The organism is Marinobacter sp. MBR-105 (assembly GCF_053628895.1).
This window is the reverse complement of the sequence record NZ_JBRJHG010000007.1, coordinates 17,950-30,204: the sequence shown is the minus strand read 5'-3', so window position 1 is coordinate 30,204 and position 12,255 is coordinate 17,950. Positions and strand designations below refer to the sequence as shown.

Genomic DNA, 12,255 nt, shown 5'->3' with positions numbered 1-12,255 from the left:
TGGTAAGGCAGGGGGAAAGTTGAGGTCGTATCAACGGGATTTCAACCCCGGTTTCCGGATGGTCATGAACAGGCAAAAATGTCCCGGGCAGCGCCCGGGACGGGAAAATACCGGAGGTTAACCGGTAAAGGCCATCTCTTCCGGCGCCACCTGCATGAGGTTGCGGGTCGGGCTCAGCATGCTGGTGGCGTGGGCCTGGGCCCGGGGCAGCAAGCGCTCATAATAGAACTCGGCGGTCGCCAGCTTGGTGCGGTAAAAGGCGTCAGATTCATCGCCGCCGTTTTCCAGTTTATCGCTGGCCACCGCCGCCTGGCGTAGCCACATGTACGCCATGGTCACGTAGCCGCTGTACATCAGGAAGTCGTTGGCGGCGGCGCTGACCACGTCGCGATCCTTGCGTGCTGCCAGCATCACGCGCACGGTCAGCAGGTTCCACTGGGCGGTCAGTTTCAGCAGCTCCACCGCCATCGGCCGCAGTTGTTTGTTGGTCAGGTGCTTGCGGGCAAAATTGGCCACCTTGAGGGTGAATTCCCGCACTGCTCCGCCCTGGGTCATCAGCAAGACCTTGCGCCCGAGCAGGTCCAGCGCCTGGATGCCGGTTGTACCTTCGTACAGGGTGGCAATACGGGTATCCCGGACAATCTGCTCCATACCGTGTTCGCGGATGTAGCCATGACCGCCGAACACCTGCATGCCCAGGTTGGTGGCCTCACAGCCCAGTTCGGTCAGGAATCCCTTAAGGATTGGCGTCAGGAAGCCGAGTTTGTCGTCATATTTCTCAACCTTGGCGGTATCGCCTGCGGTATGCGCTTCCACCATATGGTCCGCGATCTTGGCGGCGTAATAGAGCATGGAGCGGCCGCCTTCCGCGATGGCTTTCTGGGTCAGCAGCATACGCCGGACATCGGCATGGTGAATCAGGCTGTCGGCAACCTCATCCGGCTCTTTCTTGCCGGACAGCGCCCGCATGGAACGGCGCTCCCTGGCGTAATCCAGAGCCCACTGATAGGACAGCTCGGCGGGGCCAACCCCCTGAATTGCCGTACCGATGCGGGCTGTGTTCATAAAGGTGAACATGCACTCCAGGCCCTGATTCTCCGGGCCGATCAGATAGCCGGTGGCGCCATCGAAATTCATCACACAGGTGGCCGAAGCCTTGATGCCCATCTTCTTCTCCAGCGCGCCGCAACTGACGGCGTTGCGCTCACCGACACCGCCCTGGGCATCGGGCAGGAACTTGGGCACGATAAACAGGCTGATGCCTTTGGTGCCTTTCGGGGCATCCGGCAGACGGGCCAGCACGATGTGAACGATGTTTTCGGTCAGATCGTGCTCTCCTGAGGAAATGAAGATCTTGGTGCCTGTGAGTTTGTAGCTGCCGTCGGCCTGGGGTTCGGCCCGGGTTTTGACCTGGCCCAGGTCGGTACCGCACTGGGGCTCGGTCAGGCACATGGTGCCGCCCCAGCGGCCTTCAGTCAGCGGCGCCAGATAAGTCTGTTGCTGCTGCTCGTCGCCGTGCAGATAGATGGTGTTCATGGCCCCCAGGGACAGGCCCGGGTACATGGAAAAGGACCAGTTGGCGGTGCCCATCATTTCCTGCTTCAGCAGGCCCATGGAGGCCGGCAGGCCCTGGCCCCCGAATTCCTCCGGTGCCGACAGGCCCTGCCAGCCGCCCATCACATATTGCTCGTAGGCTTCTTTATAGCCCTTGGGGGTGATCACTTCACCGTTTTCCAGGTGGCACCCTTCTTCGTCGCCGGACTGATACAGCGGGCTCAGCACCTCTTCGCAGAAACGGCCGCATTCGCTCAGAATGGCGTCGACAATGTCGGGCGTGGCGTTCTCACCGGAGGCCAGTGTCTGGTAGTGCCGCGGGTAATCGAATACGTCATTGAGCAGGAATTTCATGTCCCTCAGGGGCGCTTTATACACAGGCATAGCCAGTCCTCACATGCATTAATCATCCGGAATTGGTTGGGCCAGAAAGGCCACTGTGTGTGCAGTTGTACGGTATTCCCGGCGGGCTGCCATTGACGGAAAGCGCTGGTGCTGATGTCAGAATGGACAATTGGCTGAAATGACGGTTGGGCCCGGGGACTGATCGGGCACGGCCATGGGTCCGTAATGCTGAAAACGTTCTGTTGCTATCCGGTAGTCGCCAAGGAGTGTAAAAGTCATGCAAACGCAGCCTTTCCCCGGTCTTTTCCATGGTCTTCGAAGCGGTGGTCTTATACTGTTAATGACCCTGATGCTGGCAGGGTGTGCCGGGCCGAATCTGGAGGATTATCAGGGCCAGGCACCGGAGCTGGTGCCCTCGGAGTTTTTCCGGGGCGAACTTTCGGCCCGGGGGGTGGTCAAGGACTACGCCGGCCAGGTTATCCGTACCTTCGACGCAGACATTGTGGCCAGTTGGGATGAAAACGGTGTCGGTACGCTGGATGAGGTGTTCCGTTTCAACGACGGCGAGGTCCAGACCCGGATCTGGACGCTGACACCGGACAACGGCAGCTATCACGCCAGCGCCGGCGACGTGGTGGAAGCCGGCACCATGCGCTGGCAGGGCAACGCCATACACATGAATTATGTCCTGCGGGTGGCATACGGCGATGGCACGATCGATGTCCGGATGGACGACTGGATGTACCTGGTTACTCCCGACACCCTGATCAACCAGACCACCATGAGCAAGTGGGGTGTCGATGTGGGTGAAGTGGTGTTGGTGATTCAGAAACATGAAAGCGGGGCTGTCCCGCAGAACTGAACTCGGAAAGGTTTGCGATACCCATGTGGAAGCAATGGCTGATTGCGGTGGTACTGGTTGCAGCGGGTGCCGGAAGTGCGGTGTTCTTTTTGGCGATGGATTCCTCGTCCACAGAACAGGCCGGTGAGGAGCCGAGGGCCAGCAAAGTCAGTGCAGTGGCGCCCAGATTGCAGCAGGTCAGGGATGAGATTCGTTCGGTGGCCAACCTCAAGGCACTGAATGCCGTGGAACTGACCACCGAAGTCACCGGTCGGGTGGTGCAGATCAACCTCGAACCCGGACAGAAAGTATCTCAGGGCGATGTCCTGTTACGTCTCGACGATCGTCAGGCCCGTGCCGATCTCCAGGTGATTGAAGCCCAGCTGGCCGATGCCAGGCGGCAACTGGAGCGGGCCCGGCGTTTGCGCTCCAACAATAGCGTGTCCCAGTCCCAGGTGGATGAACTGGTCACCGCCGTGAGTGTGGCTGAAGCCCAGCGACAGGCTGCCCGGGTGCGGCTGGAAAACCATCGCATTGAAGCGCCGTTCTCCGGTGTGGTGGGCCTGAGCGACATCAGCGTGGGGGCATATCTGCAAGCGGGCACCACCATTACCACGCTGGACACCACCGATCGAATGGAAATGGGTTTTGCGGTTCCAGAACGTTTTGTCGGCCAGGTTCGGGTAGGCCAATCGGTGATTGCCTCCACGCCGGCATTCCCAGACGAGGTCTTCCGGGGAGAGCTGGTGGAACTCGCCACCCGCATCAGCGAATTGAGCCGAACCCTGTCGGTGCGAGCCATTATCGATAATCCGGACGGTCGTCTGCGGCCGGGCCAGTTCATGTCGGCGTCACTGACCCTGCAGGAACGGGAAGGGCTGGTGATTCCGGAGCAGGCAGTGATGATTCGTGGCGACGACAAGTATGTGTTTGTTGCCGAAGACGGCGTGGCACGCCGGGTATCGGTGGCGACCGGTTCGCGCATGCCCGGTCTGGTGGAAATTACCTCTGGCCTGACCCTGGACGATGCCGTGGTAGTAACCGGGCAGGATCGCCTGAGTACCGGCGACCGCATTGAAGTACAGAGTAACGACCAGGCGATTCCGGAAAACCGGTTTGCCCGGACCGTGGAGTCCTGATCCATGGTGCTGTCCGATGTCTCCATCAAACGCCCGGTGTTTGCCACCGTTCTGAGCCTGCTGATTGTCGTATTCGGCGTGGCCGCCTTGCTGGGCTTGCCGGTTCGGGAGTATCCGGATATTGATCCGCCGGTGGTTTCGGTGTCCACCGATTACACCGGCGCTGCGGCGGAAGTGGTCGACACCCAGATTACCCAGGTGATTGAAGGGGCCATCAGTGGCATTGAAGGCATTCGCTCCATCGAATCCTCAACCGAACAGGGTGAATCCCGAACCTCAATAGAATTTGATACCTCCCGGGATGTCGACATTGCCGCCAACGACGTACGCGATGCGGTGTCCAGGGTTCTGAACCAGTTGCCGGATGAGGCCGATCCCCCGGTGGTTCAAAAAGCCGATTCCGATGCCCGGCCAATGATGTGGATAACTCTGATCAGTGACGTCTGGGACAGTGCCGAACTCAGTGACTTTGCCGATCGGGTTCTGGCAGACCGGTTATCGGTTCTGGACGGTGTTGCCGATGTCCGGATTGGCGGTGAACGCCGTTACGCCATCCGGGTCTGGCTCGACCGCACCCGCCTGGCGGCCCGCAACATAACCGTTGCCGATGTGGAGCAGGCACTGCGGCAGAACAACGTGGAGTTACCGGCCGGTTCAGTGGACTCCTCCACCCGCAACTTTACCGTGCGCGCGGAAGGGCGGTTGTCAAATGTGGAAGATTTCCGCAATCTGGTGATCCGCCGGGATGGCAACGACCTGTTGCGCCTGGGCGAGGTTGCCAATGTTCAGGTCGGGGTGGAATCGGATGTTGGTCGTTTGCGGGCCAATGGCGAAACCGCTATCGGGATGGGGGTAATCCGCCAGTCCAAGGCCAACACGGTAGCAGTGTCGGATGCGGTGAAGGCGGAGCTGGTGAAGATTCGCGAGACCTTGCCGCCGGAAGTGCGTATTGCCGAGAGCTATGACGAATCGGTGTTTATCCGGGCTTCGATCAAAGAGGTTCTGACCACGCTGGCGATTGCGGTATCGCTGGTGATACTGGTTATTTTCCTGTTCCTGCGCTCCTGGCGCGCAACCCTGATTCCGGCGGTCACCATTCCGGTGGCGGTGATCGGTGCGTTTATCGGCCTGGGTTTCCTGGGCTTTTCCATCAACGTACTTACCCTGTTGGCCATCATTCTGGCCATCGGCCTGGTGGTGGACGATGCCATTGTCATGCTGGAGAACATCCAGCGTCGCATTGATGAAGGCGAACCACCGTTGCTGGCGGCCTACCGGGGCGCCAAGCAGGTGGCTTTCGCGGTGATCGCCACCACGCTGACTCTGGTGGCGGTGTTTGTGCCCATCTCGTTCATGGGCGGCAACGTGGGCCGGTTGTTTGCGGAATTTGGCTTCACCCTGGCTGCCGCCGTGGTGGTCTCCAGCCTGGTCGCTCTGACCCTGGCGCCGATGCTCTGTTCCAAGTGGCTCCGGCACAGTCCTGACAGTGCCGAGGGGCATCGGCTCTGGGCCTTCAGTGAGCGCATCCTGAACGGCCTCACCCACGGCTATCAGAGAATGCTGCGGTTTTCCCTGAACCAGCCCGGGCTGTTGCTCGGGCTCGGTATCGTCGGGCTGATTGTGGCGGTGGTGATTTTTCCCCGTTTGCCCCAGGAACTGGCCCCGACCGAAGACCGCGGCGTAATCATCATGCCCGTCAGCGCGCCCCGGGGTTCGACGGTTGAATTCACCGATCACTTTGTCAAACAGGCCGAAGAGCGGCTGTTGCCCTACCTGGATGACGGTATCGCTGAGCGATTCCTGTCCATCGTCGGATTCCGGGATGAAGAAGACAATGCCTTCATGATCATGGGGCTGGTGCCCTGGGAACAGCGGGATATCAAGCAGCAGCAGGTCACCACCGAGATCCGCGACAAGCTGTCTGACATTTCCGGGGTGCGGATCAGTGTCATCAATCCGCCGGGGCTGGGCCAGCGCGGCTTCAATCAGCCGGTGGAGTTTGTCATTGCCGGCCCTGACTACGAGTCGGTGCAGGCCTGGAGTGAGGAGATCGTTGAACGGGCAAAGGAAAACCCGAATCTGCTGAATGTCGACACCGATTTTGAGCTGACCCGGCCGGAACTGAAGGTCAATATTGACCGCGACCGGGCAGCGGATCTGGATATCACCATCGAAGACGTAGGCCTCACCCTGCAGACCATGCTGGCCTCCCGGCAGGTAACCACCTATCTCGATCGGGGCCGGGAATACGACGTCATTATCCAGGCGGACGATGCCGACCGGGCCACGCCCGGTGATATGGAACAGATCTTCCTGCGGCCTCGGGCAGGTGGGGAACTGATTCCACTCAAGGCCCTGGTATCTGTGGAAGAGATCGGGGCCAATCCGGATTTGCGCCGGATTGACCGGCTGCCGGCGGTGGTGGTGAGTGCGTCCCTGGCCGAGGGCTATGACCTGGGTTCAGCGCTGACCTACCTGAATAACCTGGCTGTGGATAACCTGCCTCCGGAGGCCCGGCTCAGTTACAAGGGCCTGTCCCAGGAATTCCAGGATTCCTCGGCGGCCATCTACCTGACCTTCGGGCTGGCGTTTATCATCGTGTTCCTGGTGCTGGCGGCCCAGTTCGAGAGCTGGATCCACCCGCTGATTATCATGCTGTCGGTACCGCTGGCGGTGACCGGTGCGCTGATCGCACTGGCCTGGTCCGGCATCAGTCTGAACATCTACAGCCAGATCGGCATCATCATGCTGCTGGGGCTGATGGCCAAGAACGGCATTTTGATCGTGGAATTTGCCAACCAGCTTCGGGACAAGGGTTACGAGGTGAAAGAAGCCATTCTGGAAGGTGCCAGCCTGCGCTTCCGCCCGGTACTGATGACCACCATATCTACGGTGTTCGGGGCGGTTCCGCTGGTGATTGCTACTGGTGCCGGGGCCGAGAGCCGGGCGGCCATCGGCATGGTGATCCTGGGTGGCCTGATTTTCGCCACTACCCTGACCCTGTTCATTATCCCGGTGTTGTACAACCTTTTAGCCCGCTTTGCGAAATCCTCGAACGCGGTGGAGCAGGAGCTGGAACGCCTGGCAGCGGGCCCATCCGGTGGTAGCAGCTCGGCGGCTGTGCCACAGCGCAAGGCGGACGATTTCTGAACCCTACCGGCTGAATCCCGGCATCAAAGGGTGTCCGGGAACAGAACCTGACCGTCCAGGACCTCATCCGGGTGGATATCCACGCAGAAGATCCGGTGGCCCTGGGCCAGTGAGGTGCCGGTGGACAGGGTAACGGTTCGTCGGGCGTCCGGAAGGGCCACGTAGGGGCGGCTGCAGCTGATGTGTTGCGGTCGCTCCAGGGCGTTGCGGAAATATTCCCGATGGCTCCAGCAGGCGCCAGCGGACTGATACAGCGGGTTGAATGCGGCATTCCGGGAAGCCCCGGATTGGGCCAGACTGCCTTGCTGAACCCCTTTTTGATCGAGCAGGAAGCATCGCCGTACGCCCTCCATTTGCAGCAGAGGCCGGCATACCCGATCAAATTCCTCGCCCCGGGCCAGGGCATGGCAGGCATCCATGATTTCGAATCTCAGCAGCTTGAGATAGGTCTCGCGGGTCCTGAAATCGTTCTGGCACCAGCGTTCGGATTCCGACATGACCTGTCGCAACGCGGTTTCGGCGGTCTGCGTCAGTTCTTCGGACCCTTGCCCCGGTCGGGCAAACAGAAAGCCCTGCAGCAGATCCGCTTCGGTGGCCAGCGCAATGTGGGCCTGGGCATTGTTCTCGATGCCTTCAATCAGCACCAGGCTGCCACTCTCGCGAATCATCCGGACCAGGCTGTTCAACAGCAATCGCGCGCGGTTGTGATCCTGGGCGTTCATCAACAGAGACCGGTCAATCTTCACGATCAGCGGGTTGATTCGCCACAGGCGCTCAAAATTGGAATCACCCATGCCAAAGTCGTCGATGGCGATCTGGAATCCCCGGGCCTTGGCTTCCTGGACGAACTCCAGCAGCGTGGCGCTGTCCCGGGAGGCGGTCTCCACCAGCTCCAGCACGATCTTCTCCGGATGCACGTCCAGTTGATGGCAATGGTCAGCCAGTACAGACAGGTAGTCGTTATGGTGGAACAGAGTGTCCGGGTTGATATTGATAAACAGCCAGATAGGTAGGTTGGTCTGGGTGAAATTCTCCAGGTGCAGGTTCAGCAGGTGCCGATCCAGTTCCGAGGTGACGCCCTGAATGCTGGCCTGCTCGAAAAGCGAAGGCGGCGGTACTGGCTGATTACCACGACGAACCCGTACCAGTGCCTCGTAGCCGACCATCTTCTGATGGGTGGGGCTGAGAATGGGTTGATAGACCGACCGGAAATCGTGATGTTCGATAAAGCTGGCGGTTTTGCCAGAGGGGCGGTGCCGGTGCTCGGCAAGTCTGAGAACGCGCTTCATGGTCAGGAACCCTTGTACTGCCTGTTCGAGCCTTCCTGGCCGTGGTTGAGAAACTGCATTCCAGGCTCAAGCGAGTTCTGTGCCAAAACCTCTGGTTGGGCGCCTGGCACAGGGGCCAGATGACCGCGCTGGCGAGCCTGCGTAGAAACTGGCCCTTTGTTGGTGCACTTGGGTTCAGGGGTACAGGTTTTTGCACCGTATATAGGCATTTGCTAAAAACGCTGTGGATAATTACTGGGATAATTTGCGAATAATGCCAGAGTAATTTAATTAAATTTATATTTAACAAATAGTTACCAACATTTTTGGCTGTAAGTGAAGGCATCAATTGTGTGGATAACTTTTTGAAAACTTTTTTGAACAATGTATGACAAGGCTATGAAATCCTGAAACCTTCGGAATTTCCTTATCCTGAACGAACCCTGTCAGAGAGCGGCGTCGCACTGATCATCGGCCAAGGCCAGCCGCCAGGGTTTTTATTCACCTCGTTGCTGGTTAAAATTTGCACATTCTGACTGCAATTTCCCGGGCGAGGCGTTATACTCGCCGCCCTGTTTTTTTCCCCGATTTCCGAGGTGTAGTGTGGAGTTTCCGACCCGTTTCGATGTCATTGTCATTGGTGGTGGCCATGCCGGTACTGAAGCCGCCCTGGCGGCAGCGCGTATGGGTTCGCAAACCCTGCTGCTGACCCACAACATTGAGACTCTGGGGCAGATGTCCTGTAACCCGGCCATCGGTGGCATTGGCAAGAGCCATCTGGTGAAGGAAATCGATGCCCTGGGCGGCGCCATGGCCCGGGCCACCGATCAGGCGGGCATCCAGTTCCGGGTCCTGAACAGCCGAAAGGGCCCGGCGGTGCGTGCCACCCGTGCTCAGGCAGACCGGATTCTGTATAAAGCCGCCATTCGCCATATGCTGGAAAACCAGCCTAATCTGACCCTGTTCCAGCAGGCGGCCGATGACCTGATTGTGGAAAACGACCAGGTGGTGGGCGTGGTGACCCAGACCGGCATCCGCTTCAACGCCAAAACCGTGGTTTTGACCACCGGTACCTTCCTCGGTGGCGTTATCCACATTGGTATGCAGAATCACGCCGGTGGTCGCGCCGGTGATGCGCCGGCCAATGCCCTGGCCAAACGCCTGCGGGAACTGCCGTTCAACGTCGGCCGCCTGAAAACCGGAACACCGCCGCGCATTGATGCCCGCACCGTGGATTTCTCCGCGATGCAGCAGCAGTGGGGGGACGATCCGACACCTGTGATGTCGTTTATTGGCAGCCGTGACGAACATCCAGAGCAGATCTGCTGTTACGTGACCCGCACTACCGAAGAAACCCACGACATTATCCGCAGTGGGTTTGACCGCTCGCCCATGTTCGCTGGCAACATCGAGGGCGTGGGCCCGCGTTATTGCCCGTCCATCGAGGACAAGGTCAACCGCTTTGCCGACAAGGATTCGCACCAGATTTTCGTCGAGCCCGAAGGCCTGACCACCAACGAGCTGTACCCGAATGGTATTTCCACCAGCCTGCCGTTTGATATCCAGCTCAAGGCAGTGCGCTCGATTCCCGGTTTCGAGAACGCCCACATCCTGCGCCCGGGCTATGCCATCGAGTATGACTACCTGAACCCGCAGGACCTGCGCCACACCCTGGAAACCAAGTTTATCCAGGGCCTGTACTTTGCCGGCCAGATCAACGGCACCACCGGTTACGAAGAAGCCGGTGCCCAGGGCTTGCTGGCGGGCATCAACGCCTCGCTGCGGGCCCGGGACCAAGAAGAGTGGTACCCGCGCCGGGATGAGGCCTATCTGGGCGTACTGGTGGACGACCTGATCACCATGGGCACCCAGGAGCCCTACCGTATGTTTACCAGCCGTGCCGAATACCGGCTGATCCTGCGGGAGGACAACGCCGACCTGCGCCTGACCGAAACCGGCCGCAAGCTGGGCCTGGTGGACGACGAGCGCTGGCAGAAGTTCAGCGAGAAGTGCGAAGGCATTGCCAAAGAGCGTAGCCGCCTGGAAAGCACCCGTATCCATCCGAACACCGAGGCGGGTGAGCGAGCCAATGGCTACCTGAAACAGCCGATGACCCGTGACCAGTCTCTGGCGGAGCTGCTGCGCCGTCCGGAGATTGTCTACGATCACATCGCCGAGATCGGGGCCAAACGGGCGGAGGACCCGAACGTAGCCGATCAGGTGGAAATCGAGATCAAATACGAAGGCTACATCTCCCGCCAGGCGGATGAGATCGAGCGCCTGCGCAAGAACGAGAACACCGCGTTGCCGCTGGATCTGGATTACGACGTCATCGGTGGCCTGTCCAACGAAATCAAGCAGAAGCTCAAGGATGTGCGCCCGGAAACGGTGGCTCAGGCGTCCCGTATCCAGGGGGTGACCCCGGCGGCGGTCAGCCAGATTCTGGTGCATCTGAAAAAGCGCGACCTGTTGAAAAAGCAGAGCGCCTGAGATGAGTTATCCACAGTGGCCCGGCCAGCTTCGGGACGGCCTGGCGGCCATGAACCTGTCTTTGTCCGACAGCCAGCAGCAACAGTTGCTGGCTTTTCTGGCTCTGCTGAACAAGTGGAACAAGGCCTACAACCTGACCGCCGTGCGGGATGAGCGGGTCATGGTCTCCCGCCAGTTGCTGGACAGTCTGAGCATCCTGCCCTGGGTGACCACAGACCATTTGCTGGATGTGGGCGCCGGCGGCGGCCTGCCGGGTATTCCGCTGGCCATTGTGTTCCCGGAAAAACGCTTTACCCTGCTGGACAGCAACGGCAAGAAAACCCGATTCCTGAATCAGTGTGTGCTTGAGCTCGGGCTGGACAACGTTGAAGTTATCCACGGCCGGGCGGAAGACTGCCAGCCCGATCAGCCCTTCACCCAGATCAGCAGCCGGGCCTTCACCGCCCTGGAAAACCTGGTGACCTGGTGTGGTGGTCTGCTCGCGAATGACGGCGAGTTCCTTGCCATGAAAGGCCAGTATCCGGATGATGAAGTAGCTGCCCTTCCGGCGGGCTGGCAGGTAGAATCCAGCCATTCCCTGACCGTCCCCGGAGCCGACGGCGAACGGCATTTACTGATCGTCGCCCGGGCTGAACGACACCGGTAACCCTCAACAGCAGGAGGCAAAGCATGGCGCGCGTGATTGCAGTGACCAATCAGAAAGGCGGTGTGGGCAAAACCACCACCTGCGTCAATCTTGCCGCGTCTCTGGCGGCCACCAAGCGCCGGGTGCTGCTGGTGGATATGGATCCCCAGGGCAATGCCACCATGGGCAGCGGTGTGGATAAAAATTCCCTGGAGCTGTCCGGATATGATGTGCTGACCAAACGGGCTACTCCGGCGGACGTGATCGTCCACGCTGAAGCCTCCGGTTTTGATCTGCTGCCCGCCAACGGTGACCTGACCGCCGCCGAAGTGGAGCTGATGAACGAGATTGGCCGGGAACACCGGTTACGGCTGACCCTCAACACCGTTCGGGAAAACTACGACTACATCCTGATTGATTGCCCGCCTTCACTCAGTCTGCTGACCGTGAATGCCCTGTCTGCCGCGGATTCGGTACTGATCCCGATGCAGTGTGAATATTATGCCCTGGAAGGGCTGGCGGCACTGATGAACACCGTCCAGCAGATTCAGGAAACGGTCAATCCCAATCTGGAGATTGAGGGTATCCTGCGCACCATGTACGACCCCCGCAATAGCCTGACTCTGGATGTCTCCGGTCAGCTCAGTGAATATTTCGGTGACAAGGTTTACCGGGCGGTGATTCCCCGCAACGTCCGGCTGGCAGAAGCGCCCAGCTACGGCATGCCGGCACTCAAGTATGATCGGGTGTCCAAGGGTGCGGTGGCATATCTGGCGCTGGCTGGCGAGATGGTACGCCGGCACGGATCGAAAAAGACATCGCCCGCGGTTGCGGTGTAACATA

The 12,255-nt window shown here is 59.6% G+C and carries 8 protein-coding genes; 6 read left to right on the top strand and 2 right to left on the bottom strand.

Annotated features, from left to right (window positions below; genetic code table 11):
• Nucleotides 1–117: 117 nt before the first annotated feature.
• Nucleotides 118–1,938 (bottom strand): acyl-CoA dehydrogenase C-terminal domain-containing protein, encoded by a 1,821-nt coding sequence (locus ACSSVV_RS09720; protein WP_014423148.1) that lies wholly within the window; start codon nucleotides 1,936–1,938, stop codon nucleotides 118–120.
• Nucleotides 1,939–2,248: 310 nt separating this feature from the next.
• Between ACSSVV_RS09720 and ACSSVV_RS09715 the strand changes: the two genes are divergently transcribed.
• From ACSSVV_RS09715 to ACSSVV_RS09705, 3 genes are read left to right on the top strand one after another with little or no spacing between them, the layout of a single operon-like run.
• Nucleotides 2,249–2,761, top strand: a complete 513-nt coding sequence (locus ACSSVV_RS09715) for a DUF3833 domain-containing protein (protein WP_374730301.1) — start codon at nucleotides 2,249–2,251, stop codon at nucleotides 2,759–2,761.
• 23 nt (nucleotides 2,762–2,784) lie between these two features.
• Nucleotides 2,785–3,879, top strand: a complete 1,095-nt coding sequence (locus ACSSVV_RS09710) for an efflux RND transporter periplasmic adaptor subunit (RefSeq protein WP_022992621.1) — start codon at nucleotides 2,785–2,787, stop codon at nucleotides 3,877–3,879.
• A gap of 3 nt (nucleotides 3,880–3,882) precedes the next feature.
• Nucleotides 3,883–7,029, top strand: a complete 3,147-nt coding sequence (locus ACSSVV_RS09705; RefSeq protein WP_454106163.1) for an efflux RND transporter permease subunit — start codon at nucleotides 3,883–3,885, stop codon at nucleotides 7,027–7,029.
• Between the two features lie 23 nt (nucleotides 7,030–7,052).
• On the opposite strand, the gene ACSSVV_RS09700 is transcribed toward ACSSVV_RS09705, so the two are convergent.
• Nucleotides 7,053–8,318, bottom strand: coding sequence for a sensor domain-containing phosphodiesterase (locus ACSSVV_RS09700; protein WP_141066693.1), 1,266 nt, complete (start codon nucleotides 8,316–8,318; stop codon nucleotides 7,053–7,055).
• Between the two features lie 582 nt (nucleotides 8,319–8,900).
• On the opposite strand from ACSSVV_RS09700, the gene mnmG reads away from it, so the two are divergent.
• From mnmG to ACSSVV_RS09685, 3 genes are read left to right on the top strand one after another with little or no spacing between them, the layout of a single operon-like run.
• Nucleotides 8,901–10,787, top strand: a complete 1,887-nt coding sequence (gene mnmG / locus ACSSVV_RS09695; RefSeq protein WP_454106162.1) for a tRNA uridine-5-carboxymethylaminomethyl(34) synthesis enzyme MnmG — start codon at nucleotides 8,901–8,903, stop codon at nucleotides 10,785–10,787.
• 1 nt (nucleotide 10,788) lies between these two features.
• A complete protein-coding gene (gene rsmG / locus ACSSVV_RS09690; protein WP_022992616.1) occupies nucleotides 10,789–11,433 on the top strand; it encodes a 16S rRNA (guanine(527)-N(7))-methyltransferase RsmG in 645 nt (214 codons plus the stop codon).
• 23 nt (nucleotides 11,434–11,456) lie between these two features.
• Nucleotides 11,457–12,251 carry a ParA family protein gene (locus ACSSVV_RS09685; RefSeq protein WP_014423140.1) on the top strand — a complete coding sequence of 265 codons (795 nt, stop codon included), beginning with the start codon at nucleotides 11,457–11,459 and terminating at the stop codon, nucleotides 12,249–12,251.
• Nucleotides 12,252–12,255 lie beyond the last annotated feature (4 nt).

Coding starts and splice junctions, on each gene's coding strand:
- ACSSVV_RS09720 (WP_014423148.1), bottom strand. CDS start 1,938: ATGCCTGTGTATAAAGCGCCCCTGAGGGACATGAAATTCCTGCTCAAT.
- ACSSVV_RS09715 (WP_374730301.1), top strand. CDS start 2,249: ATGCTGGCAGGGTGTGCCGGGCCGAATCTGGAGGATTATCAGGGCCAG.
- ACSSVV_RS09710 (WP_022992621.1), top strand. CDS start 2,785: ATGTGGAAGCAATGGCTGATTGCGGTGGTACTGGTTGCAGCGGGTGCC.
- ACSSVV_RS09705 (WP_454106163.1), top strand. CDS start 3,883: ATGGTGCTGTCCGATGTCTCCATCAAACGCCCGGTGTTTGCCACCGTT.
- ACSSVV_RS09700 (WP_141066693.1), bottom strand. CDS start 8,318: ATGAAGCGCGTTCTCAGACTTGCCGAGCACCGGCACCGCCCCTCTGGC.
- rsmG (WP_022992616.1), top strand. CDS start 10,789: ATGAGTTATCCACAGTGGCCCGGCCAGCTTCGGGACGGCCTGGCGGCC.
- ACSSVV_RS09685 (WP_014423140.1), top strand. CDS start 11,457: ATGGCGCGCGTGATTGCAGTGACCAATCAGAAAGGCGGTGTGGGCAAA.